The organism is Streptomyces sp. YIM 130001, assembly GCF_003574445.1.
Lineage (GTDB): Bacteria > Actinomycetota > Actinomycetes > Streptomycetales > Streptomycetaceae > Streptomyces.
Genome location: NZ_KZ984567.1, coordinates 62,248 through 85,676, shown reverse-complemented (window position 1 = coordinate 85,676; position 23,429 = coordinate 62,248). Strand labels below are relative to the sequence as shown.

Below are 23,429 nucleotides of genomic sequence, written 5' to 3'. Positions count from 1 at the left end.
ACGTCACCGCCACCGACACCGGGAGGCACCATGGCCCTCGTCACCCGCCGCAGAGCAGTCACCACGATCGGCGCCGCCCTGGCAGGCTCCGTCGCCATCCCCTCGTACGCCACGGCCGGCGAACGCACCCCGACCCCACAGCCGCTGCGCCGCGCCCACGCACACAACGACTATCTGCACCCCCGGCCCCTGCACGACGCCCTGAGCCACCGCTTCACCAGCGTCGAAGCCGACGTCTACCTCGTCGACGGCGAACTCCTCGTCGCCCACGACGTGGTGGACCTCGACCCCACCCGCACGCTGCGCTCCCTCTACCTCGACCCGCTGGCCGCCCGCGTCCGCGCGAACCACGGCTCCGTGTACCGAGGCCACCGCAAGCCCGTCCAGCTCCTGATCGACATCAAGGCGGACGGCGAGGCCGCCTACCTCGAACTCCACCGCCAACTCGGCCGATACCGCGGCCTGTTCACCACCTACACGCACGGCGGGGTGCGCCGCGGCCCGGTCACCGCCGTGATCTCCGGTGACCGCGCGGTCCGCGCCCCCATGGAGGCCCAGCGCACCCGGCACGCCTTCTACGACGGACGCCTCACCGACCTCGGCGGCCCGGCCCCCGCCTCGCTCATGCCATTGATCAGCGACAACTGGGGAACGCAGTTCACCTGGTACGGCGTCGGCCCGATGCCCACCGCCGAACGCGAGAGACTGCACACCGTCGTCCGCACCGCCCACGGCCGCGGGCAGCGAGTCCGCTTCTGGGCCACTCCCGACCTGCCCGGCGAGGCCCGCGGCGCGGTGTGGGCCGAACTCATCGCCGCCGACGCCGACCACCTCAACACCGACGACCTGCCCGCGCTCGAGGCCTTCCTCGACGCCTACGACCGGTCCTGACCACCCACAGTCACAGCCAGTCAACACACTTTCGGCGGACACGCCACTCGCCCGGACGGGCCCTCCGCTACGCCAGACTTGCGGCCGTATGCCACGGGATCTGCGTGGCGGAGGAGGTTGGCGATGGCCATTTCGATTTCCGTGGTGCTGCTGCTCGTCGTTCTTGCGGTGGTGTTCCTGCGCAACGGTGCGCTGAAGATCTCACACGCGCTCGTCTGCGTCCTGCTCGGCTTCTACCTCGCGAGCACCAGCATGGCCCCGACCATCCAGAACGGTCTGACCGCCACCGCGGACATTGTGAGCAAGCTCCAGCCCTGAACCGTTCGAGGCCCCGCTACACTGGGCCGAGCGAAGGGGAGTAGTCCTGCGACACCGGCTGGTCGACATACTGGACATCCACGGATGTCCCGGCCATCGGGCCCCTCGGTCACACAGTGACCGGGAGGGTGGACGAGACCTTCGGCCAGGCATGATCGCGCCCGCGCCCCTGTGCGGGCGCACCGTCGTGCCGGGCCGAGTCCTCCCCGCGGACGCCCCAGGGTGTCGGTAGAGCAGGCGCACGGCCCGGCCCCAGCAGAAAGTACCGGGTATGTCTCTCGACCCCCTGACGATCCTCACCGCCTTCGGGTTGATCTTCCTCGCCGAGCTTCCGGACAAGACGATGTTCGCCTCCCTGGCGATGGGCACGCGTATGCGTCCGCTCTACGTCTGGTTCGGTACCTCCACGGCCTTCGTGGTGCACGTCGCCATCGCCGTCGGCGCCGGCAGCCTGATCGGACTTCTGCCCACGGTGGCCGTGAAGCTCGTCTCGGCAGCGCTCTTCGCCTTCGGCGCGATCGTCCTGCTGCGCAGCGGCGCCGGGGGCGACGACGAGGACGAGGGCGGCCGTACGGTCACCGGATTCTGGCCCGTGTTCACCACCGCGTTCATGGCCGTGTTCATCAGCGAGTGGGGCGACCTGACCCAGATCACCACCGCGAACCTCGCCGCCACCAACGGTGCCGCGTCCACGGCGATCGGATCCGCCGCGGCCCTGATGTCCGTGTCCGCGCTCGCCCTGGTCGTGGGGCGGTTCATCGCCAAGCGCGTACCGCTGAAGACGGTGCAGCGTATCGGCGGTATGTGCATGGCGGGCCTGGCGATCTGGACTCTGATCGAGGCCTTCACCGCCTGACGGTCGCGCGGCCTGTGTCTGCGGAGGTGCGGCCACGTCCTCGGCGTCCTTGGATGCCGAGGCGCCCGCGTACCGATCAGCCGTCGGTCAGGTACCGAGCACTCGGGAGCGGATCAGGAAGCGCACACCCTCCGGCGCCTCCAGCGAAAAGCCACTGCCGCGCCCCTCCACCACGTCCACGATCAGACGTGTGTGGCTCCACACCTCGTACTGGCTCGTCGACATCCAGAAACCGATCGGCTCCGCAACACCCGGCACCTCGAGCGAGGCGAGCAGGACGTCCGAGTTCCCGGTGCGGAACTCGCCCTCCTGATAGCACATCGGGGCACTGCCGTCACAGCAGCCGCCGGACTGGTGGAACATCAGCGGACCGTGCATCGCACGCAGCCGGCGCAGCAGATCGGCGGCCTCCGGGGTGAGCTCCACACGTGCGGCTTCTTCCGTCATCGCTGGGTCCTCCGTCCGTCCTGGCCGAAGCAGGCGCCTGTCCCGGCGCCACCAGTACATCCGACGGTACGTTGCGACGAGGTTGCAGCGGGGGCGGACCGGAGGCCAGGAGCCGGGCCCGCTCGCCTCCTGGCGGCACACGAGGATGCGGCACTTCTCTGGCCTTTACGTGACGCTCCGTACCGCTTTCATCGGCAATGTCGCCCGGATGGCCCGCTTCGGCCGGGCCGCGTCCCCCACACGGTGGTATACACGAGATGAGCGGCGGGTGACCTGCGAGGACCCGCGAATGGGGGCCGAACGCCCGGACGTCGCAGCGCGCGGGCCACAACGAGTGGAGGACCACTCATGACCCAGAATGTTGCCCTTTCCCTGGATTTCACTCAGGGCCTCAATGATGCTTGGTCGAAGGTTGCGCAGTTCGTTCCGAAACTGCTGGCATTCCTTGTCGTCCTCGCGATCGGCTGGTTCGTGTCCAAGCTGATCGCCCGCGTTCTCGACCGGGTTCTGCGCAAGGTCGGCTCGGAGAAACTGGCCGAGAAGGCCGGCGCCGACCGCATGCTCGCCGGATCCAAGTACGACATGACGGCGATCATCTGCAAGGTCGTCTATGCGGCTCTGCTCCTGATCACGCTCCAGCTCGGTTTCGGTGTCTTCGGCCCGAACCCGGTCAGCGACATGATCAACGGCATCGTTGCCTGGCTGCCGCGCGGCATCGTCGCGATCGTCCTGATCGTCGTCGCGATGGCGGTGGCCAACCTGGTGCGGGACATCGTCACCAACGCGCTGTCCTCCATGTCGTACGGCAAGACCGTCGGCACCATCGCCTGGGCGGGCATCGTTGCTCTCGGTGTGATCGCGGCGCTCGGCCAGGCCGGTATCGCGACCACGGTCACCCAGCCCGTCCTGTACGCGGCACTCGCGGCGGCGGCCGGCATCCTGATCGTCGGTGTCGGTGGCGGCATGATCGGCCCGATGCGGCAGCGCTGGGAGCGCTGGCTGGACACGGCCGAGAAGGAGACGGCCAAGGCGCGTGGTACATCGACCGGTGGCGCCACCGCCTACCAGGCCGGACGCGACGACGCCCTCACCCACCAGCCGGCCCGGGACCGTGAGCCGATGGATCCCATGTGACCTCTCGGCCCTGACAGGCCCGTCCGCTCAGCGGGCGACGTGACCGTGTGCGTCCGGCCGGCGCACACGGTCACGCGAGGTCGTGCCGCTTGACCAGCCAGGAGATGGCGGTGAGGCGGCACACCGCGTAGTCGTGCCCGACCGGCTCGCGCCAGCCCGTCTCCGTCAGTGCGTCGAGGAAGCCGAGCGCATAGTCGGCCAGCGACTCGCGGTCAGGTGGCTGCGGCACCAGATCCGCGCAGGTCGCCGCGAGTCGCTCCCGCAGGTGGGCGACATGCTGATCCACCGCGGCCGTGAAGCCGGGCTCGAAGGCGAACTCGGCGAAGCGCGGTGTGTACGAGGCATCGATACGGGCAAGTGGGGACACGTCGCCAGAATAAGTGGCCGCACCCGCCCCGATCAGGGACTTTGGTCATGCTCTTGGTCACATGAACGTGGTGTTCCGGGTCACACGTACGCACCCGGCACGCCTTTGGGCGCATCGGGGAGCGGACGGTGACGGCGGCTCGGCAGCCTCTGTGCGGGCAGTCAACTCACCTGCACCGTGACGAGAGTTGGCGACGCCGATCCCACAACTGCTCAGCTCCGCCCACTCACTGACGTGCGACGCGTCTGAAGTACTCCGGCGAGCGCGACCACGACGAGCCCCGCGAGAGGCACGACGAGCAGGCCCATCCGCAGGCTCGTGTGGTCCGCGACAAGGCCCACGGCGGGCGGTGACAGAAGGAAGCCGAGCCGCATCAGCCAGGAGACGATGGTCAGCCCCGACCCGGGGCGAAGACCGGGAAGCTCGTCCGCCTCGTGCATGGCGGCGGGCACCAGCGTGGCCACCCCGAGTCCGGCCGCGGCGAAGCCGAGCACGGTGCCGGGCACCGTGGGAACCGCCAGCGCGAGGCCCATGCCCGCCGCGGCGATCAGTCCGCCCGCCCGAGCCACCGCACGCTGCCCGAACCGGTCGACGAGCCGGTCACCGAGGATCCGGCCGATGAACTGGGCGCCGACCAGGGCGATATAGCCCGAGGCGGCCAGCGTCACCGAGGCGTCCAGCGAATCCGAAAGGTACAGCGCAGCCCAGGAGTTGCCCGCGTCCTCCACCAGAGTTCCGGCCATCGCGATGAGGACGAGCGCGGCCAGCACGTAGTACACCGACCGAGGCCCGCCGGGCCGGCCTGCCGCCGTCGCCTTGCCCGCGACGGCCGCGTCCGCGCGCCCGGCTTCCGAATCCGGCACCGCCCTCGCATCCGGCTCCGTGTCCGGCCCCGGCAGGCAGAACCGCAGCGCCGCACACGCAAGGGCCGCGAACAGCACGCCGGATATCACCAGATGCTGCCCCCGTGACAGTCCGAGCGCGATCGCTCCCGCGGCCATCGACCCTCCCGCGACAGCGCCGATCGACCAGATCGCGTGGAACGAGTTGATGATGGAGCGCCCGTAACGGCGCTGCACCCGCAGTCCGTGCGCGTTCTGCCCGACGTCCGTGACCGAGTCCATCGCGCCTGCCAGGAACAGCATCGAGGCGAAGATCAGGACCGACTCGGCGAGGCCCGCCACCAGAATCCCGGCTGCGGTGAGCAGTGTTCCGGCCACCGCCACCCGTGCGGAGCCGAACCGGCGGGTCAGCGCCCCCGCCGCCAGTCCCGCCACGATCGCGCCCGTGGGGAACGCCGCGACCGCCAGACCGTACGCGGCGTTGCCCATGCCGAGATCGGACTTGATCTCGGGATACCGCGGCAACAGATTCGCGAAGAGCGCCCCGTTGGTCAGAAACAGCACGGCCACGGCCCCGCGGGCCCGACGGTCGGCCACGGCGGGCCCGACCAGCACGTCATCACTCATGCCCGGACCCTACAACTCCAAGCGTACGACCGTACACTCCCCTCGGGTGGTGCCCGGTGGTCCGCCGCGGCTCTCAGACCGGCGGCCAGGCGCGTAGCGCGGCATCCGCCATGGCCTGGAGTTCCTTGCGGCTGACGCCGCTCGCGGCGTGCACCGCGATGCCGTTCGCCAGTGTCGTCACATAGCGGGCCAGCAGACCGGGGTCCGATTCGGCGGGCAGGTCACCGTCGTCGACGGCTTGCTGGAACCGCTCCCGGATGCGGACGTAGCCGTCGTTGCGCCAGTCGGCGAGAAGGTCCCGGACCTCCTGTCCCGCGTCGCTGGTACTGAGTGCGCCGTGGACGCCCAGGCATCCGCGGGGGCTGGCCGGACGGGTGGTGCTGCGGATGGCGCCGGACAGGATCGTGGCGACGACACCGAGTGCGGTCGACCCTTCCATGGCCCGAGCCATGTAGCCGCCGGGGCCGTCGGTGTAGCGCTCGAGGGCCTTGCGGAACAGTCCTTCCTTGTTGCCGAAGGCCGCGTACATGCTGGTGGTGGAGATGCCCATCGCATGAGTGAGGTTGGCCAGGCTGGCCCCTTCGTATCCGTGCTCCCAGAACACCAGCATGGCGCGCTCGAGAGCTTCGTCGGGGTCGAATCCCCGCGGTCGGCCGCGCGGGCCGTTCTTCTTCGTCTCCACTCGCGCAGTTTACCTCTTCCGCATCGATCGATGCGGAAGTGCTAGCGTTGCCGTCTGTAGCGATCGCTACAGAAATCGAAGGGGTTGTTCACATGGGACTGCTCGAGGGCAAGACGGCTCTGGTCACCGGAGGCAGCGCAGGGATCGGGTTCGCCAGTGCGGCGCGGCTGGCGGCAGAAGGCGCGCACGTATTCATCACCGGCCGGCGCAAGGCCGAACTCGACGCGGCGGCAGAGGAGATCGGGCCCCCGGCGACCGCCGTCGCCGGGGACATCGCGAACCTGGCCGACCTGGATCGCGTCTACGAAGTGATCGGCAAGCGAGGGCGAGGTCTGGACGTACTGTTCGCCAACGCCTCGATCGCCTCACTCGTGCCGTTGGAGCAGATGACCGAGGAGCACTTCGACACCCTGTTCGGCATCAACGTCCGGGGCATGCTGTTCACCGTTCAAAAGGCGCTGCCGCTGCTCAATGAGGGGGCATCGGTCATCCTGAACGGCTCCACCAACGTGGACGCCGGCGATGAGGCCATGGGTGTCTACGCGGCGACCAAGGCCGCCACTCGATCGTTCTCCCGAACCTGGGCCAACGAGCTCAAGGGGCGCGGCATACGCGTCAACACCGTCACGCCCGGACCCACGGATACGCCCGCACTCTCCGCACTCGCTCCCGATCCGGAGCACTTCAAGAAGCAGCTGGCCGCGCGCGTTCCGCTGGGCCGCCTCGGGCGTCCCGAGGAGACCGCGGCCGCCGTCGCTTTCCTCGCCTCCGACCAGAGCAGCTTCATGACCGGTTCGAGCCTGTACGTCGACGGCGGCCTGAACCAGATCTGAGGCCTGCCGCCACCGCTGTCCGGTCGAGGTGCCTCACGAGCCGGCCGCCCGAATCAAGGGGGCGGCCGTCCTGGGCGGAGTGCCGGAGTGTTCCGCTTCAGGCGTCGGGTCCCATGTGTGCGCGTGCCCATGACTCGAAGCTGGTGAGGGGGATGCCCAGGTCTCGTGCGAACTGCGGGTGCGCGGGCTGGCCGCCGGTGACGTTCAGCCACTCATGAGCGGCCCCCATCGGGGGCATTCCGGCGGCGATCGCCTCCTGTTCGGTCATGTCGGGTGCGGTCAGCTCCGTGCCCAGGGCGCGGGAGAGGACCTCGGCGACCTTCGCCATCGACAGGTATTCGCTCGCCAGCTCCAGTTCGACACCATGGAACTTCTCGGGAGCGGCGATGGCGGCGGCAGCCGCAGCGCCGATGTCGTCCGTCGCCATGAGGGACAGCCCGGTGCCGGGGTTCAGGACGCTCACCAGGCCGCCCTCGATGCCGCGCGGGAACAGGAACCCCATGGACGGCAGGAAGTTGTCCATGAAGAAGCCGGGCTTGAGGATCGTCCACGAGGGAAAGCCCGCGGCGCGGACGCGGTCCTGGAGCGTGCTCTTGGCGCCCAGGCTCGCTTCCGTCGACGGCCAGCGGCCGGGGGTCCAGTCGGGGTGCTCCGTGTGCTGGCCGGCGCCGGTCACGGACGTGTGCACGAACTGCCGTACGCCGGCGGCCTGCGCGGCCTCGATGAGGTTCGTGCCCTGGGCCACCTCGCCCTCGAAGTCGAAGCCGGCCTCGGTGATGCCCGGCATCTGTACGGAGAACACGGCGCGGGTGCCCTCGGCGGCACGGATCACGGAATCACGGTCGTGGAGATCGCCGGTGACCGTTTCCGCACCGAGCGCCTCGACGGCTTGCGCCCGGGTGGTGTCCGGATCGCGGACCAGTGCGCGGACGGGAACGCCGGCCGAGAGCAGTGCGCGGGCGGTGGCGCCGCCCTGTCGGCCGGTGGCGCCGGTGACCAGTACGGGCTTGGGGTCGGTAGGCATGGGGCTCCTCGTGGACGTATCGAGAATCGTTAAGTGGCGGGGTCCGCCGTTTATGCTCGGGTACGATACGGCGGACCCCGCCACTTAGCAATCCTGGAGCTGACACCGTGCCGGAACAGCACCGGCGTGCGGACGCCCGCCGCAACTACACACGGATCCTCGCCGTGGCCCAGGAAGAGGTCGCCACCCACGGCGCCCACGCATCCCTGGAACAGATCGCCCGCACCGCAGGCGTGGGATCGGCGACAGTGCGCCGGCACTTCCCCACGCGCCGCGCCCTGGTGGAAGCCGTCTCCCACGAACAGATCGAAGCCCTGCGCGCCCGCGCCCACGACCTGTTCGGCAGCGGCGACAGCCGGGACGCGCTCCTGCAGTGGCTCAGCGAGGTCGTCGCCTACTCCGTCACTGCCCGAGGCCTCACGGCCGCACTTTCCTACGACACCCCGGTGCACGAGAACAGCTGCGCGGCGACCCTGGAAGAAGCCGCGGGCCCTCTCCTGGGCCGCGCGGTGCGCGACGGTGCAGTGGCCCCCGACGTCACCGTCAGCGATCTCATCACCCTGGCCGTCGGCATCGCCCTGGCCACCGAGCACTACCCCGACCCCGCCGCCCAGGCGGAACGCCTCTTCCGCATGTCCGTGACGGGGCTGAGCCCGGAGGTCTGACGCACTCGCGAGCGCGGCCCGCGCGTACGTGATCGTCCTCCCGCAGGCGGTGGGGCAGGCGGACGTTACTCAACGCCTTCGTACGGCGACGGCTGACCGCGGCGGACGGCGGGGGAGCGGTTACTGCGCAACGGCCGGGTGTGTGGCGGTCGTTGGAGCGAAGCATCGATGTCCTTGCCGACGACTGGCGCAGCGTCGCGGAGGAATACGTCCAGCGGGCCCCGATCGTGATGGACGCACCCGGGACGTACCCCGCCCCCACCGCGACCCCGACGGTCGAGTGGCGGCATGGCATCGGCGACGTGACCAGAGCCGTGAGCGCCGCCGGTCTCCGCCTGGAGTTCCTGTACGAGCACGACCGCGGGCACTCCCGCCTTCTTGCGGAACCGCCTGTCCCGTAGGTCTCGTTGCGGACGGTGCAGGCCGGGTGAGAAGTCGGAGAGTTGTGGGAGCGAGGACTTCGCGATCCGAGGCGGATGGGCGGTTGGGGGAGAGGCGGCGTGGCAGCATGATGGGCGCACCGCGGGGCTGTCGTTCGAACTGAGGTGATCTGGTGGGCGCGGTCTTGCGGCGGATGGCTTTCGTCGTCGGCACGGTGGCCGTTCTGTCGCCTGCCTGGGTGACGCTGGGTTGGCTGGTCGGTTGGGTGTGGGCCGCACTGTCGGTGGGAGTGGTCGCCGTCTATGCGGCGCTCTGTCCTCTGGGGGCTCCGCGTTTCGGTGTGCTGCCGCTCCTCGTTGTAGTGCCGATGGTGGTCTGCGGACTTGCCCTGGCGTCGTATGCGCTCGGTGCTGTGTTCACGCCTTCGCACTGCGATCCGTACATCGACGAGTGTGTCGCCGTCAGCGGCGGAGACCCCTACGAGATCAGGAACGACCAGGAGGAACTCTTCTGGCTCGCCCGGGCGTTCGTCCTGGTCGTCGCAGGTGCCCTGATCTGGGGAGGGGCGAGGATTGTGTGGTCGCAGTTTCTCCGGTACCGCGGCCCTGCACGGCCTGCGCTCGTCGTCGACCGGGCGGTGCGCGTGCGTGATGCGCACCGGCGGCGCAGGGCGCTGCGGACCGCGCGCCGGGAACGTGCGTGGCGGGAGTGTGAGGACGACCCCGACCGGACGTCGTGGTGAGTTGATCCGTCACCGTCGGTTGCGTGTCGTGGTTCCGCCTTGCCGGGAGGCACAAGTGCCCGCCTGGTGAAGCCTGTTGTGCAGTCGGGGCGCCCGGCGGCCAGGCTGAGGCTGCGCCCTGCAGCAGCTTCCCCTTTGGCGGGGACCGGCCTGCGTGGCGTACCTAAGTCAGCGGGTGGCGTCGCGTGCGACCTTCCGCGCCCACAGCACCAATCCAGCCTGCAGCGGCACGCGAGCTTGCGCCGCGCGCCGCAGTGTCGCAGGACGCGAACGCCAGTCGACTGCCATCTGCATGTTCGCCGGGACGACGGCCACGAAGAACACCGCCGCGGCGGAGGCGGCTCGAGCCCGCGTGCGCGGGAACGCGACACCTGCGGCGAGCGCGAGCTCGGCCGCGCCGCTGACCTGGGTCCACATCCGGGGTGAACCCGGCAGGGCGCGCGGCACGATGGAGTCGAACGGCTTCGGCAGCAGGAAGTGCGTGACTCCCGCGCCGGCGAGCAGACCGGCGAGAACCTGAGGAGACGTGGCGCGACGCAAAGGGACCTCCGGGGAGCGCGGGTACGGAGAGACCACCTTACTCGCGAGTAAGCGAAACGGATCGCCCGCGTCGCGCCAGCGCCTGCGGCCGCAGGCGTCGATCTGGCGTCAGTGGCGTGGGTGGCGGCGCCGGCGTCCGTGTGGTCGGCGTTGGTCCGGCGTACGTGCGGTCGCGAGAACGGCGGTCAGTGCCGGGTGTGGTCGCAGTGAGCGGGAGGATTCCGCGTGTTGGCGATCACGACGTCGAGACGGTCACGCGCCGCGTTCAGGTCGGTGATCCGCCGGCTGATCCGGGCACGCTCGGTCTCCAGATGGTCAAGAAGCCCCGGGGCCGCGGTGCCCGAATCCACGCACGGCAGTACCTCACGGACGGACTTGCTCGGCAGGCCGGCGGCAAAGAGCTGCTGGATCAGCCCGACGCGGTCGACGGCGGTATCGGAGTACTGGCGCTGGCCCCCGGCGCTGCGCTCGGACTGCAGCAGGTCCTGCTCCTCGTAGTACCGCAGAGCCCGGACGCTCACTCAGGCCTTCTCCGCAACCTCGCCGATACGCACAGGTCCTCCGTACTCCGGGTCGCCCGCCCGACTTGCATCTGACGTCAACGTGAGGTTTTAGCCTAGCTGACGTCGGGCTCGCCGAGCCCACCGATCCAAGTAAGGCAGGACATCATGCGCGCAGCTCGGTATCACGAGTACGGCGGTGTGGGGACCCTCGTGATCGAGGAAGCGCCGGACCCGCGTCCCGGGTCCGGCGAGATCCGCATCCGCGTCACCGCGGCCGGCGTCAATCCCGTCGATTGGAAGGTACGCAGCGGCGCGGCGCGTGAGGTGCTTCCCGTGGAACTGCCCGCGATCCCCGGACGCGATGCCGTCGGCGTGGTCGACGAGATCGGTGACGACGTGAGTGGGGTGCGCATCGGGGACCGCGTCTTCGGACTGGGCGGCGTCACCGGCGCGACAGCCGAGCTGGCCGTCCTTACGGCCTGGGCCCCCGCGCCCGCCGCATGGAACGACGAGCAGGCCGCCGGTGCAGGTCTGGCCGCCGTGACCGCTCTGGCCGGGCTCGAGGTGTTCGGTTCCCTCGAGGGACGCACCCTGCTTGTCGAGGGCGCTGCCGGCGGCGTGGGGAGCGCCGCGGTCGAGTTCGCTGTCGCGCAGGGCGCCACGGCTGACCGGCATGAACGAGACCGAGCAGGCAGGCGCGTTCCGGATCCTGCAGAGCATGATTCATTCCCTGCGGGACGGCGACGGCGACGGCGACGCATAGCCGTCAGTGCGGCATCAGCCGGCGTGCGGCGCCGTGGATCCGCCTGCTGGTCGGGCCGGGGCTGCTTCTGTCCCGGTTCGTCGGGACCGGGTCGGTGGCGCACTCGTCGCTGCCGTCAGGAGCGTGATCGCCCATCGCCGGGCAGCCTCGCCCGCTACCGGGGACTCGCGGTCTGAGGAGGGCTGCTGGTGGACCTCGAGGACCGGAGTCGCACGGCCGGATTCATCAGGAAGAGCATGAGAGTGGTCAGAGCCGTGCCGAACAGCGGCAGGTCCAACAGGCCGATAGGCGCGGCCGGTTCGGCGGCGAGGGTGCGGGGCCGCCACAGCACGCCGAGTACGACGCATGCGAGGGAGAGCGGCACACTGATCGCAAAGATCAGCAGCCACCTGGCCACCTGGCCCACGGCCGCACCGGCCGAGAGTGCCGCGGTCTCGGACAGAGGTTCCGTCTCGGCGGGCAACCGTGAGTCGTCGCCATGGCAATGGAGGCCGGCGCCGCGCGGACAGGCCTGCCGGCTCCGCGAAAATTCGTGTGCCGCCCGGAGTGACGCCCGCTATTCTCGCCCGTATGAACGTCATCGGCCGAACCATCATCGCGACCGCGCGAGCGACCAGCTCCCCGGTTGCCGCCGCCTGACGTATTTCCCCCTCCCACCGGCGACCGGAAACGGCCCGTCGGTGGTTCCGTGGCGTTCTTGGCTTCCTGCCCCGGTGCGACGACCAGCACGGTCCGTTGACCGGTGCCTTCCCCGCGAGGAAGCGAAGGAGCCACCCCATGGACTCGGAACACATCATCAGCACGTTCATCGAGTACTTCGAGGAGCGCGGTCACCGCCGGATCACCGGCTCGACACTCCTGCCACCCTCTGACGACTCGGTGCTGTTCACCACCTCCGGCATGCATCCGCTCACCCCGTACCTGGAGGGACGCCCGCACCCGCTGGGTCAGCGGCTGCTCAATGTGCAGCGCTGTCTGCGCACGACGGACCTCGAGGAAGTCGGTGATGCCACCCATCTGACCGTCTTCCAGATGCTCGGCACCTGGTCGCTCGGCGACTACGAGGGCCCGCTGAGTCTCGACTGGGGGTACGGATTGCTCACCGATGGACTCGGCGTCGATCCGGGCCTGCTGCACGCCACCGTCTTCGGCGGTGACGACCGGACAGGACCGGACACGGCTTCGCTGCACATGTGGCAGGACCGGGGCGTGCCCGTCGAGCTCACGGTGAACGACAACTGGTGGTCCAACGGAACCGTCGGCCCATGCGGGCCCGACTCGGAGATCTTCTTCTGGAGCGGCAGTACGCCGCCGGAGTCGACACCTACGCGAGACGACCGCTGGGTGGAGGTATGGAACCACGTGACGATGCGGTACCGACGACTCGACGACGGTTCCCTTGTGCCGCTTCCGCAACGCAACGTCGACACCGGACTCGGCCTGGAGCGGCTGGCCTCGCTGCTGCAGGGCAAGTCGTCGGTGTTCGAGTGTGACGTCTTCGACCCGTGGCGCCGAATCGTGCCGGCCCTGTGGCCACTCGACGAATCGTCGCTGCGCGTGGTCTGCGACCACCTGCGCTCAGCCATCGTGGTACTCGCCGACGGGGTGCGCCCGGCCAACACCGGACGGGGATACGTGCTCCGTCGCCTCCTGCGACGAGTGCTCACCGTGCTGTGGCGGGACGATCCGTCGCGCGGACTCGGGGACGTGCCGGGCGAGTTGGTCGCCCACACGCTCACCCACTTCCGCCAGGAGGCCGATCCTGACGACCTGCGTCGGCTGCTGATCGAGGAGGAGCGCCGTTTCGGACGGCTCCTCGAGCGCGGTCGGCGGGTGCTCGCCCGCTCCAGGTTCCAAGGCCCTCTGCAGGACGAGGACTTCCGGTACCTCCACGACACCCACGGGCTGCCACGCGATCTGGTCACCAGCCTGCGGCAGGAGTAACGACGGGGACGGGATGGGGGCAGGGCGGTGCCAACCGGCGGTGCCGCTTCAGCTTCGGCGCCGGCCCCCGACGTCGCCGGCGCATGTCCTCCCTCGTCACGTCCAGCACCTGGGTGAGGGCCCCGTGACGCTCACCGCAGCACCGAGCGCTCCGTGGGAGCCAGCCGTAGCTGTTGCGGGGCCCTGGCCCACCGTTGCGAAAGCGTCGGCAACACCTCCGCGCGCCAGCGTTGCGAATTCTGCAGGCGAATCAGGTGGTCGGCGAGGTGGTCTTCGTCAGAGAATCGCGCGAACCAAACGAAGGCCTCCTCGTTCGTCCTGACCGGCAGCGCGGGGAAGGTGTTGGGGGAGTGCTCCGACTGCAGGTACGCCAGCGGCTCGGCGCCGGCCTCGGCCAGTACGGGGCGTACACGCTGCTCGAAGAACTCGACGAACGCCGCGTCGAACGGGCGGTCGCTGTGCCAGACGGTGGCGAGGATGAGCGACGGAGCCCATGGCGTCAGCGCTCCGAGGGCGCGTTCGGCGTCGACCGGCGAGGGGAACCCGCCGTCCGCTGCGGCCGGCCGGAGCAGCAGCACGTCATCGGAGTCGAGCATCGTCGCGTTGGCCTCGTCGCGGTGGGCCCGCCAGACCGGCCCGCCGTAGAAACCCTCCAGAGCCTGTGCGCGCCGGGGCATGTCGTCGAAACCGCGCAGCCAGACGAACCTGTCGGGATCGTCCAGATCACGGAACTGCCCCAGGACGGTCATGCCCAGCGCCTCTTGGGGCTCGACGAACTCCCGGTCGAAGAGATCGATCAGTACATCACGCTGCCCTGAGTGCAGCGTGTACTGCCGCAGTTCCACGATCGGACACCTGAGGTCTGTCACCGGCCCCTACTCCTCCTCGAGTTGCTGAAACAGGTCTTGTCGCGACAAGCGGTGCGGCCGTCCGGCGGCTGGCCTCCCGGCTAGGTCGTCAGCGTCTCGCGAAGAACGTCCGCGATCGACGTATCCGCCAACTCCCGCCGCATGGCCTGCTCTACGCGGCCGTACACCTCGCTCAGAGCAGGCCGGACACCTCGCCCGACCGGACATTCCAGATTGGGTTCGGTGCGGTGCAGGCCGAACGTCGGACGCGCATCGACGGCGTCATGGACGTCGAGCAGCGTGATGTCCTCAGGGGCACGGGCGAGACTCCACCCCGCTCCGGCCCCGTGACGGACCAGCACCAGACCGGCCCGCCGCACATCACCGAGGCTGCGCCGGATGATCACGGCGTTGGTGTTCACGCTGGCCGCGACCTGCTCCGACGTGAGCACATCCTGGCCACGGCGCTGTGCCAACGCCAACCAGGCCAAGGCATGCACCGCGATGGTCAACCGACTGTTCGCAGCCATCACACCTCCTGGATGCAACAGCTTCTGTTACAGCTAACCGCGCAGTCAAGTCCCGTAACACGCACGGAACTTGACGTCGCCCGATGGACCCGGTGGCGGACCACTCCGGCACCGGGCCCGATGCCTCAGGCGCCCGCGCCACCGTCGACCGGCACCATCGCCCCGGTCACCATCGAGGCGCGGTCGCTGAGCAGCCAAGCGGCGACCTCGGCCACCTCGCGGGGTGCGGCCATGCGCCCCAGCGGCGTCGCCGCGATGTTGTGCTCGATGACGCCCGGAGACACGGCCTCCCACGCGTCGATCATCTCCGTGGCGGTGCCGCCGGGGGTGATGCCGTTGACACGGATGCCCTCGCTGCCCCAGGTCACGGCCGCGGACTCGGTGATGCTGTTGAGCGCGCGCTTCATCGCACCGTAGGCGGGGAGGGCCGGGTTCGCGCGGCGGCTGCCGATGCTCGAGGTGTTGACGATCGCCCCGCCGCCTGCTTGCCGCATCAGCGCTGCCTCGGCGGTCATGGCGGTCCAGTGCGAGCGGAAGTTGACGGCGAACTGCTCGTCGATGTCCTCGTCGGTGGTGGTGTCGAGCGGGCCGGGCTGCTGGACCGCGGCCGCGTTGTTGAAGGCGCCGTCGAGCCGGCCGTGCAGCTCCTGCACGCGGTCGACCGCGGCACGGATGCCCGTACGGTCGGCGAGGTCGAGGGGGACGGCATCGGCGACGCCGCCGTCGGCGCGGATCTCGGTGACGATGCGATCGAGAGCATCGGTGCTGCGGGCGGCGAGAACCACGCAGGCGCCCTCGGCGGCGAAGAGCCGGGCCGCGGCTGCTCCGATGCCGCGGCTGGCGCCGGTGATGAACACGACCTTGCCGTTGAGCAGGCCGATCGGGCTGGGGTGCATGGAGTTCGTCATGCCGACCAGCGTGGGCGGAGCCACGATCCGGATACAGGCACAGGCTGTACCAGGATCCGCCGCCGCGCAGCGTGCAGACTTGGCCCATGGACAAACAGGAACTCGCGGCGTTCCTGCGCAGCCGTCGGGAGCGGCTCCGGCCGCAGGACGTCGGCCTCCCCTCGGGCCCACGACGCCGTACACCAGGCCTGCGCCGCGAGGAGGTCGCCGTCCTGGCCCACATCTCCACCGAGTACTACGTCCGGCTCGAGCAAGGCAGAGCGCCGCGGCCGTCGGGCGAGGTCCTCTCCGGGATCTCGGACGCCCTGCGGCTCACCGAAACCGAGTCCGATCACCTCCACGTCCTGGCCGGAACAGCACCGAGCCGCACCGGACTGCACCGGCGCGACGTCCGCCCCAGCATCGCCACGCTCCTCGAGCGGCTGCCTGGGACGGCCGGATTCGTCATGTCCGCCGCCTTCGAGGTGCTCGCCTGGAACGACCTCGCCGCCGCGCTCCTGGAGGACTTCGCAGACCTCGCCCCGAAGGACCGCAACCTCGCACGCAAGGCGTTCCTCGAACCGTCGCGCACCGACACCACGCCGTACGGGATCTCCGACGCAGCGGACTTCCGGCAAAACGTCGTGATGGAGCTCCGCTCCACCCACGCCCGATACCCGTCCGACCCCGCCGTGACCGAACTCGTCGACGAGCTGTACGAGGCCAGCCCCGACTTCGCCCGGCTCTGGGAACGGCACGACGTCCAGGCCGCGCCGCCCCTCACGAAGACTTTCCGCCACCCGACGGTCGGTCACATCACCGTCGACTGCGACGCACTCACGCTCACGGACCGCGACCAGCGTCTCGTGCTCTACAGCGCGCCGCCCGGATCGCCGGACGCGGAGGCACTCGCCCTTCTGAACGTACTGGGAGCCGAGGCCGGCGACTACGTGCCGTAGTGCGGGGTCCGACGGGTCGAGCGGAGACGGTCTGAGTCGAGCGGTGGCATGACGTCCCACGCGGGCCGACGAATGCCGGATCGCCCGCCCCTGGCACCAAGGCGCTGTCGCCGCCCGCTCGCGTGGCAACGGACACCTGGCACCGGACGGGGCACCGGGTGACGCAGCCATGGTCGCCCAGTTCCAGGATCGTCGAAGCTCGGCTGCTGCCCGATCAGGGCCCGGAGCCCCGACCACGGCCCCGGAGTCGTGACGGGCCGAGCCGCCCAGGCATGATCGTCCTCATACGCGGGAGCAGGCGAACCACGCCCCGACCGCCGGACGTCACAGCCGGACGCCGCCCGACGCCCCGTCGACCACGGGGCCGCACAACCGAGGAGATCTCTTGCTGACCAGTGACGTCGTGGTCGTCGGTGCCGGGATGGCCGGTGCGTCCGTGGCCGCCGAATTGTCCGACCGGCTCTCCGTCGTGGTCGTGGAAGCGGCCGCATCAGGGGAGGAGCACAGCACCGGCCGGTCGGCCGCCGCGCTCCTGCCGTCCTACGGCAGCCCCGTCGTCCGTGCGCTCACCCGGGCAAGCCGCCCGCTCCACGAATCCCGGGCCGCCGAATTCGGCGTGCCGCTCGTACAACCACGTCCCCTGCTCTGGCTGGCCACCGACGATCAGAGCGAGCACACCCTCGCCGCAATGGCACGAACGCTCCCCGACATGGAGACGCTCACCGCCGCACAGGCCCACCGGATCTACCCTCCGCTGCGCCCCGAGCGGGTCCGGTCCGCCGCTCTCGACTCCTCCGCCGCCGACGTGGACGTCGCAGCCCTCCACCAGACCTACTTCAAGACGCTGCGCCAGCGCGGCGGCACCATCCGGTTCAACGCACCGGTGCGCGAGATCCGGCGAGACGCGCGGGGTTGGCAGGTCACCGCCGGTGACCACGTGATCAGCTGCGCGAAGATCGTCAACGCCGCGGGTGCATGGGTCGACGAGGTGGCCGAACGAGCCGGCGTCCCACCCATCGGTATCCAGCCCAGACGCCGGTCCGCATTCGTCAGCCCGACGCCGTACGCCGGTGACCTCTCCGGACTTCCGCTGGCCATGGACGCTTGCGAGCGCTGGTACGTCAAACCCGAGGCGGGGCTGATGCTCGGCTCGCCCGCGGACGCCACCGACGTACCTCCTGGCCGGCCGCGCCCCGACGAACTCGAGATCGCCCGCGCTCTCGAAGCGATCGAGGAGACCACCACGCTCGGGCTGCGCAGCGTGCAACGCGCATGGGCGGGTCTGCGGAACTTCGTCGCCGACAACGACCCGGTAGTCGGCGCTCGGACCGGACACGAGGACTTCCACTTCCTCGGCGGCCAGGGCGGCTACGGCATCCAGATGGCGCCGGCGTTGGCACGCCTGACGGCGGACATCGTCGCCGAAGGAGCGCTGTCCCAGGAATCAGCCCAGTACGGGGTGGCGGTGGCGAGCCTCCGCCCCGACCGGTTGTCGCCCAGCGACGCACTCCCGCATCCGGCCACACCAGGCTCGCTGGGCCACGTCTCGTAACTCGCTGGGCCCACCCGTCCGCATCCCGCACGGCGGCTGTCTTGGCCCCGTGCGGTAGCGGGACACCTGCGCCGACCTGGCCGAGCGCGGAACGCCTGCGCCGGTTCGTCGGTGACGTCCGCGACCGCCCGGCGCAGTGCGCCGGCAGGCGACGCGCCCTGACCGAGGGCATGGAACGGGGCGGGAAAGCGGCCACGCTCGACGGCACCCCTGGATTCCCGGAAGCGCGACGCGCTCGACACCTCCACGGAGCGGACGACCCGCCGCCACACACAGAGGTCGACTCGGGGGAGTGCGAGGAGGATTCAGCCCTTCCGCATAGCTGCGTATGCGGTGGAATCGAGCGCCTGCACCGCGCCTTTCCGCCCCCTGGAACACTCGCAGGCCCGCCCCGGATACCAGCACTGAGCTGCTGTTTCTCCGAGTCCTCAAGACTCTGCACCGACACCGGCACAAATTGTTCGATTCCCCGCTCGAATTGCCTGGTCCCGGCCCGAAACCCGAGTGGGCGAGCGGAGCCAGGGCAACTCTTGACAGGTATTGAACTGTGACCTCACAGTGGGCGCTGAGGCACCGTATTCCCATACGCATTCTGCGTATCTCTATCGGACCCAATTGCGACGCCATGCGGGTTCGCCACCACACATGCATCTCGAGCAGTCGATGAGACCTGCCCATAAATCATCGACCGTGACTGGAACAGAGGAAGCCAAACCCCAGGTCCCGCGGCAATGCGGTGCTGCGCGTTTCCTGAAAGCGCCGATCTGTAGTTGAAAGGGTGAGTGCCGAATGACGCAGAATGCCGTCGAGTCGCAATTGCAGGTTTTTGAGCATGAGCCCTATCTGCAGGTCACGTGGCGTGACAGTGAGACCGGGGCGCACGGCTTCGTGGTGATCGACCAGTTGGTATCGGGTATTGCCACCGGCGGTCTCCGTATGCGGCCTGGGTGCACGCTGCATGAGGTGGGCGAACTCGCCCGGGAGATGACGCTGAAGATGGCGGCCTTCGGCATTCATGTCGGCGGCGCCAAGGGCGGCATCGATTTCGACCCCGCAGACCCACGCGCCGGAAAGCTTCGCGAGCGGTTCCTACGGGGCGTCAGGCCACTGCTCGAGCGCGTCTGGGTGACCGCCGGTGACCTCGGAACACCGCAGGACGCCCTCGACGAGGCCTTCGCACAGGTCGGTCTCGGCGAGAGTTCGTTCCATGCCGCAGTGGCCAGGGCCGACGACGGGGCAGAGGTCCTGTCCCGTATCCAGCAGGCGTTCACACCCCGGACCGACGGTCTCCGGTTCTCGGAACTCGTCGGCGGCTACGGTGTCGCCGAGGCGGCTCTCGCGGCCCTTGAGCAGCGCGACATCGCTGCCTCGAGCGCCCGCGCAGTGGTCCAGGGATTCGGCGCCATGGGCGGATCCACCGCGCTCTACCTGGCACGCGCAGGGGTGAGGGTCGTCGGTATCACCGACGCCCAGGGCCTGATCCTCAACACCGCCCGCGGACTGGACGTAGAGCTGCTCCTCACGGCACGTTCTGCTTCGGGTGTCATCGACCGTGCGGTGCTGCGTGAGGACGATGTGGAACGCCCGGGCGAGGAGTGGCTGGACCAGGACGCGGACGTCCTGGTCCCGGCAGCGGTCTCCTACACGATCACACCGGACAACTGCGACCGGATCCGCGGCCGTCTCGTGGTCGAGGCCGCCAACGTGCCGGTCACACCGGAGGCGGAGCACCGTCTCCACCGCCGCGGCATCACGGTGATTCCCGACTTCGTCGCCAACACCGGTGCCGCCGCCGGTGCCTGGTGGGTCATCCTCGGAGAAGTGGTCAGCGCCTCCGGGGCCTGCAGCCGGCTGTCGTCGGAGATCCGGCCGCTGGTCCAGAACCTGATCGCCCGCGCGGACATGGCGGGCACCTCGGCGCGCGAAGCCGCGGTACTGCATGCCCGGGAGAACTCGCAGCGGTTGATCCTGGAATACGGCGGCGACGTGGCATTCCGGGACCTGTACGCGCAGCCGCCGTCAAGCCTCCCCGTCCCCGACGCCTTCCCGGCAGCGTCCAGCTTCCCGTCCGGTGCCGTGGCAGTCGAGGAAGCCCGCATCGAGGCCGCCGTCACCCACCACCCGGATGACAGTCCGACTCGCTCGGGCGTCGTCGAAACCGGCGGTCTGCACCCGCTCGACCACTGAATTCAGGAATGTGAGCCGACGCCGCAGCACGGGCTGCGGCCGGCCTCCGCCAACCGGCTCTTCTGTCGGCCACGCCCGACAGAAGAGCCGGTTGCACTTGCCGTCCCCGAGATTCCGGTCAAGCGCTCCCGCTGCGGATGCACGCCGAGCCGCTGCTCTCACCGTGCGTCCCAACGCTCGAACCCCTTCGTGCGGCGGGTCGCGCACTTGTGGGGGCGCAGACTGCATTCGGGCCGGTGTCTCCTGCCGAGTTGGGGTGACCAGCACGTGGGGAGTGCAGCAGAGTCCCACGTGTCAGCAGCGAGCGGCAGGGCGGACAAGTCGATCGGGACATCGACGACGTACTGGTCGAGGCCTGCTCGGTAGGTGTCGTGCTGCGCCACGGTGGTGCTGCCACGGTGGTGCTGCCTCCGTGGCCAAGCGACGTTGACCTGCAATCCCCGGGACGTCGAGGCGGCGGCCCTTCTCCACGCTTCGAGATTTCGAGTAACACGGCGCGAGAGAACGGCCTTTGCCCATGCCCAGGCGCCTCCCGAAGTAGACGCCTTCATCTTTCTGTAAAAGTGAAGTCGCGGCTTGGCCAGACGTGCGCACGGTGTCCGGGTGCGGGATCGATGCGGGAGTCGTGCCCTTCACTGGTCCCGGCGCCGACGCCTACCAGGGCAGTCTGCGCCGTATGCCGTCCGTCGACTCGCGTACGTCGAGGCGGTGAGGCACTACGTGGACCTCGAACGGCAGTGGCTGCTCCGCGCGGATCCGGTTCGCCAGACACCGTACGGCGAGTGAGGCGATGGCCGCCTTGTCCGGAACCACCGTGGTGAGCGAGGGCCGGGCGTACCGACCTTCTTCGGATCCGTCGATACTGGCCACGGCCACGTCCTCGGGAATGCGCAAGTCGGCCTCGTACAGGGCGCGTTGGGCGCCGGCCGCCAGCATGTCGCTGAAGCAGAAGATCGCGTCGGGGCGGGCCTCGGCCGGCAGTTCCAGCAGTCCGTGCACTGCCCGAAGGCCGCTACGGCGACTGAAGTCGTCCAATGCGGGCGCGAGCCGGGGGTCGAAGGGCAGCCCGGCTTCGTGCAGCGCCACATGAAAGCCCTCCAGGCGCTGCCTGCTGGTCGCGGACGCGTGGGACTTGATGCCGATGGCGGCGATCCGTGTCCTGCCCAGGCCCGCGAGGTGAGACGTCACGTCGCGGGCCGCCGCGACGTTGTCGATCAGTACGTGGTCGGCGGCGATCCGGTCACCTTCGTAACTGCGTTCACCGAGCAGGGCCAGGGGGAAGTCGTCGGCGGCTGCGGCGAGGTCGTCGAGTGAGATGCGCAGTGGCGAGAGGATCACCCCGTCGAGCAGCGAAGCGCCGAAACCGGTCGCCAGACGCAACTCCTCTTTCGCGTCGCCCAGGGTCTCCTCGATGAGGACCGTCAGGCCGAACTCCTCGGCGCTGGCCCGCACATGCTGGGCCAGCTCCGCGAAGTACGGCGTCGCCAGATCCGGCACGGCCAGCGCGATCAGACCGCTGCGCCCGGTACGCAGACGGCGGGCCGTCGCATTGGGCCGGTACCCGAGCTCCTTCACGGCATGCAGTACACGCTGCCGAGTGGCCTCGGACATCCGTGGTTCGCCACGTATAACGTTGGACACCGTCTTGATCGACACCTCGGCACGCGCTGCTACGTCCTTGAGCGTCACCGCTGCCACCGACCCACCCCCCACCGCTGGTCCGTCCCAGGATTCTGCAGCATTCCACGCCCGATGTCAGCGGTCCGGCGGAGCCGAATTCCCCACCGGGCGCGAAGGGTTGACCTCGATATCGCACGGCAGGTACAACGTTGGACCAGAAAGCGCTTGCTGCCGCCGTTGTCCGAGCTCCCGTTCACCGTGACCGTCCCCGCCGACCCGGCGACCTGCGATCGGTGACCGAGCGGCAGTCGACGCGTACCGCATCGTCGCGAACCCGGCACCGACGTACGAACAGCACACGCTCAGCGACGACTTGAGCACCGGATCTGTCGGACCGAGCACACCCCCGACGGTTGCTCGTCACGGTGTGCAGGCCCAGCACTCCATGACGCACTGCGCGCAATCCTCACACCAGGGAAGGAAACGCATTGAGTAAGCCATGGAAGATTCGAGGAAAGGCACGGTGGTGGGGTGGCCTCGTCGCCGGCCTGCTGCTGGCTCTCGTGGCCGGCATCACCACCCCGCCGAGCGCCTTGGCGAACGGCTCCGGCGACAGCTTCTACACCCGCGAATCGAGCGACGAGTTCCTCGCCTACTCGCGGATCATCCGTCTGGAGCACAGTGGCTCGTCCAACGGGACCCTGATCGGAACGTTCGAGCATGCGAACCGTGGCGGCGGCCCGTCCGAGTACGTCATCCGCACCTCGAAGGACGACGGCGCGACCTGGCGGACCCTCACCACGGTCAGTGACCCGCTCGAAGGCGAGGACCACCCCTCGGACCAACTCTGGCAGCCGTTCCTCTTCGAACTGCCGAAGAAGATGGGCAAGTACCCCGCGGGAACCCTCCTGTTGGCCGGCAACATGGCGCCGAGCAGCGACTCCGGGACCGACTTCGTGCTGTGGCGGAGCACCGATCACGGAGCGAACTGGGACGTCCAGTCCCGGCTGCAGACCGGGGGCGGCAAGGACGGTGCACCGCACGGCGGGTCGGGGATCTGGGAGCCGTTCCTGACCGTCGACGGCGCCGGCCGCCTCGCCATGTACTTCGCCGATGAACGGACCCAGCCCGAGCAGGCCCAGGTGATCGCCCACATCGTCTCCAACGACGGCGGGGACACCTGGAGCGCACACCCCGACGGGTCGAAGAACTTCGAACCCGGTCTCGTCGTCGACGTCGGAAGCACCTCCGAGACCGACCGGCCCGGCATGCCCTCGGTCGCCACAC

General features: G+C 69.5%; 25 protein-coding genes and 2 pseudogenes. 15 read left to right on the top strand and 12 right to left on the bottom strand.

The annotated features are described in order from the left end of the window. The first annotated feature begins 30 nt into the window (after positions 1-30). From DSC45_RS29750 to DSC45_RS29740, 3 genes are all read left to right on the top strand, one after another. Positions 31-891 (top strand): phosphatidylinositol-specific phospholipase C/glycerophosphodiester phosphodiesterase family protein, encoded by an 861-nt coding sequence (locus DSC45_RS29750; RefSeq protein WP_119295086.1) that lies wholly within the window; start codon positions 31-33, stop codon positions 889-891. 123 nt (positions 892-1,014) lie between these two features. Beyond that, the gene (locus DSC45_RS29745; RefSeq protein WP_119295085.1) at positions 1,015-1,209 is read left to right on the top strand and encodes a hypothetical protein; all 195 of its coding nucleotides are present in this window, start codon (positions 1,015-1,017) and stop codon (positions 1,207-1,209) included. A 271-nt stretch (positions 1,210-1,480) separates the two neighbouring features. Beyond that, positions 1,481-2,065, top strand: a complete 585-nt coding sequence (locus DSC45_RS29740; protein WP_119295084.1) for a TMEM165/GDT1 family protein — start codon at positions 1,481-1,483, stop codon at positions 2,063-2,065. 87 nt (positions 2,066-2,152) lie between these two features. Here the strand turns inward: DSC45_RS29740 and DSC45_RS29735 are convergent, their stop codons facing one another. After that, positions 2,153-2,512 (bottom strand): DUF779 domain-containing protein, encoded by a 360-nt coding sequence (locus tag DSC45_RS29735; RefSeq protein WP_119295083.1) that lies wholly within the window; start codon positions 2,510-2,512, stop codon positions 2,153-2,155. Positions 2,513-2,860: 348 nt separating this feature from the next. On the opposite strand from DSC45_RS29735, the gene DSC45_RS29730 reads away from it, so the two are divergent. Then, positions 2,861-3,646 (top strand): mechanosensitive ion channel family protein, encoded by a 786-nt coding sequence (locus DSC45_RS29730; protein WP_119295082.1) that lies wholly within the window; start codon positions 2,861-2,863, stop codon positions 3,644-3,646. A 70-nt stretch (positions 3,647-3,716) separates the two neighbouring features. Here the strand turns inward: DSC45_RS29730 and DSC45_RS29725 are convergent, their stop codons facing one another. The 3 genes from DSC45_RS29725 to DSC45_RS29715 form a co-directional block, all read right to left on the bottom strand. Further along, positions 3,717-4,013: a DUF6401 family natural product biosynthesis protein gene (locus tag DSC45_RS29725; protein WP_119295081.1), complete on the bottom strand. Its 297-nt coding sequence runs from the start codon at positions 4,011-4,013 to the stop codon at positions 3,717-3,719. A gap of 212 nt (positions 4,014-4,225) precedes the next feature. After that, positions 4,226-5,482, bottom strand: coding sequence for an MFS transporter (locus tag DSC45_RS29720; protein WP_119295080.1), 1,257 nt, complete (start codon positions 5,480-5,482; stop codon positions 4,226-4,228). A 73-nt stretch (positions 5,483-5,555) separates the two neighbouring features. Then, on the bottom strand, positions 5,556-6,164 hold the full coding sequence (locus tag DSC45_RS29715) for a TetR/AcrR family transcriptional regulator (protein ID WP_205571467.1): 609 nt from the start codon (positions 6,162-6,164) through the stop codon (positions 5,556-5,558). A gap of 92 nt (positions 6,165-6,256) precedes the next feature. Between DSC45_RS29715 and DSC45_RS29710 the strand changes: the two genes are divergently transcribed. Next, the gene (locus tag DSC45_RS29710) at positions 6,257-6,997 is read left to right on the top strand and encodes an SDR family NAD(P)-dependent oxidoreductase (protein WP_119295079.1); all 741 of its coding nucleotides are present in this window, start codon (positions 6,257-6,259) and stop codon (positions 6,995-6,997) included. 97 nt (positions 6,998-7,094) lie between these two features. On the opposite strand, the gene DSC45_RS29705 is transcribed toward DSC45_RS29710, so the two are convergent. Then, positions 7,095-8,021 (bottom strand): NmrA family NAD(P)-binding protein, encoded by a 927-nt coding sequence (locus DSC45_RS29705; protein ID WP_119295078.1) that lies wholly within the window; start codon positions 8,019-8,021, stop codon positions 7,095-7,097. Between the two features lie 107 nt (positions 8,022-8,128). On the opposite strand from DSC45_RS29705, the gene DSC45_RS29700 reads away from it, so the two are divergent. From DSC45_RS29700 to DSC45_RS29690, 3 genes are all read left to right on the top strand, one after another. Beyond that, positions 8,129-8,686 (top strand): TetR/AcrR family transcriptional regulator, encoded by a 558-nt coding sequence (locus tag DSC45_RS29700; RefSeq protein WP_119295077.1) that lies wholly within the window; start codon positions 8,129-8,131, stop codon positions 8,684-8,686. 152 nt (positions 8,687-8,838) lie between these two features. Next, the gene (locus DSC45_RS29695) at positions 8,839-9,087 is read left to right on the top strand and encodes a hypothetical protein (protein ID WP_162929385.1); all 249 of its coding nucleotides are present in this window, start codon (positions 8,839-8,841) and stop codon (positions 9,085-9,087) included. 152 nt (positions 9,088-9,239) lie between these two features. Then, positions 9,240-9,809 carry a hypothetical protein gene (locus tag DSC45_RS29690; RefSeq protein ID WP_119295075.1) on the top strand — a complete coding sequence of 190 codons (570 nt, stop codon included), beginning with the start codon at positions 9,240-9,242 and terminating at the stop codon, positions 9,807-9,809. Positions 9,810-9,977: 168 nt separating this feature from the next. Here DSC45_RS29690 and DSC45_RS29685 read toward each other — a convergent pair whose 3' ends face one another. Both DSC45_RS29685 and DSC45_RS29680 read right to left on the bottom strand, forming a co-directional pair. Continuing rightward, positions 9,978-10,349, bottom strand: a complete 372-nt coding sequence (locus DSC45_RS29685; protein ID WP_119295074.1) for a DoxX family protein — start codon at positions 10,347-10,349, stop codon at positions 9,978-9,980. Positions 10,350-10,534: 185 nt separating this feature from the next. Next, positions 10,535-10,870: a MerR family transcriptional regulator gene (locus DSC45_RS29680; RefSeq protein ID WP_119295073.1), complete on the bottom strand. Its 336-nt coding sequence runs from the start codon at positions 10,868-10,870 to the stop codon at positions 10,535-10,537. 147 nt (positions 10,871-11,017) lie between these two features. Between DSC45_RS29680 and DSC45_RS36970 the strand changes: the two are divergent. Beyond that, a pseudogene (locus DSC45_RS36970) lies at positions 11,018-11,515 on the top strand (alcohol dehydrogenase catalytic domain-containing protein); the annotation flags it as partial. A gap of 1 nt (position 11,516) precedes the next feature. After that, a pseudogene (locus DSC45_RS36965) lies at positions 11,517-11,615 on the top strand (MarR family transcriptional regulator); the annotation flags it as partial. Between the two features lie 154 nt (positions 11,616-11,769). On the opposite strand, the gene DSC45_RS35915 reads toward DSC45_RS36965, so the two are convergent. Beyond that, positions 11,770-12,078 (bottom strand): hypothetical protein, encoded by a 309-nt coding sequence (locus DSC45_RS35915; RefSeq protein WP_162929377.1) that lies wholly within the window; start codon positions 12,076-12,078, stop codon positions 11,770-11,772. Between the two features lie 314 nt (positions 12,079-12,392). Here DSC45_RS35915 and DSC45_RS29660 point away from each other — a divergent pair, with 314 nt between their 5' ends. Further along, entirely contained in the window at positions 12,393-13,559 is a 1,167-nt protein-coding gene (locus tag DSC45_RS29660; protein WP_119295072.1) for an alanine--tRNA ligase-related protein, read from the top strand. A gap of 131 nt (positions 13,560-13,690) precedes the next feature. Here DSC45_RS29660 and DSC45_RS29655 read toward each other — a convergent pair whose 3' ends face one another. The 3 genes from DSC45_RS29655 to DSC45_RS29645 all read right to left on the bottom strand — a co-directional run bounded on the left by DSC45_RS29655 (position 13,691) and on the right by DSC45_RS29645 (position 15,845). Further along, a complete protein-coding gene (locus DSC45_RS29655; protein WP_119295071.1) occupies positions 13,691-14,428 on the bottom strand; it encodes an NIPSNAP family protein in 738 nt (245 codons plus the stop codon). Positions 14,429-14,508: 80 nt separating this feature from the next. Continuing rightward, positions 14,509-14,937 carry an Rrf2 family transcriptional regulator gene (locus DSC45_RS29650; protein WP_119295070.1) on the bottom strand — a complete coding sequence of 143 codons (429 nt, stop codon included), beginning with the start codon at positions 14,935-14,937 and terminating at the stop codon, positions 14,509-14,511. A gap of 125 nt (positions 14,938-15,062) precedes the next feature. After that, positions 15,063-15,845 carry an SDR family NAD(P)-dependent oxidoreductase gene (locus DSC45_RS29645; protein ID WP_119295069.1) on the bottom strand — a complete coding sequence of 261 codons (783 nt, stop codon included), beginning with the start codon at positions 15,843-15,845 and terminating at the stop codon, positions 15,063-15,065. Positions 15,846-15,931: 86 nt separating this feature from the next. Between DSC45_RS29645 and DSC45_RS29640 the strand changes: the two genes are divergently transcribed. The 3 genes from DSC45_RS29640 (at position 15,932) to DSC45_RS29630 (ending at position 20,522) form a co-directional block, all read left to right on the top strand. Further along, positions 15,932-16,783: a helix-turn-helix transcriptional regulator gene (locus tag DSC45_RS29640; protein WP_119295068.1), complete on the top strand. Its 852-nt coding sequence runs from the start codon at positions 15,932-15,934 to the stop codon at positions 16,781-16,783. Between the two features lie 385 nt (positions 16,784-17,168). Further along, positions 17,169-18,335: an NAD(P)/FAD-dependent oxidoreductase gene (locus tag DSC45_RS29635; RefSeq protein WP_119295067.1), complete on the top strand. Its 1,167-nt coding sequence runs from the start codon at positions 17,169-17,171 to the stop codon at positions 18,333-18,335. A gap of 789 nt (positions 18,336-19,124) precedes the next feature. Then, positions 19,125-20,522 carry a Glu/Leu/Phe/Val dehydrogenase dimerization domain-containing protein gene (locus DSC45_RS29630; RefSeq protein WP_119295066.1) on the top strand — a complete coding sequence of 466 codons (1,398 nt, stop codon included), beginning with the start codon at positions 19,125-19,127 and terminating at the stop codon, positions 20,520-20,522. 654 nt (positions 20,523-21,176) lie between these two features. On the opposite strand, the gene DSC45_RS29625 is transcribed toward DSC45_RS29630, so the two are convergent. Further along, positions 21,177-22,220: a LacI family DNA-binding transcriptional regulator gene (locus DSC45_RS29625; protein ID WP_119295065.1), complete on the bottom strand. Its 1,044-nt coding sequence runs from the start codon at positions 22,218-22,220 to the stop codon at positions 21,177-21,179. 410 nt (positions 22,221-22,630) lie between these two features. On the opposite strand from DSC45_RS29625, the gene DSC45_RS29620 reads away from it, so the two are divergent. Then, positions 22,631-23,429: sialidase family protein (locus tag DSC45_RS29620; RefSeq protein WP_162929384.1), on the top strand; the 799-nt coding region annotated here is incomplete at its 3' end.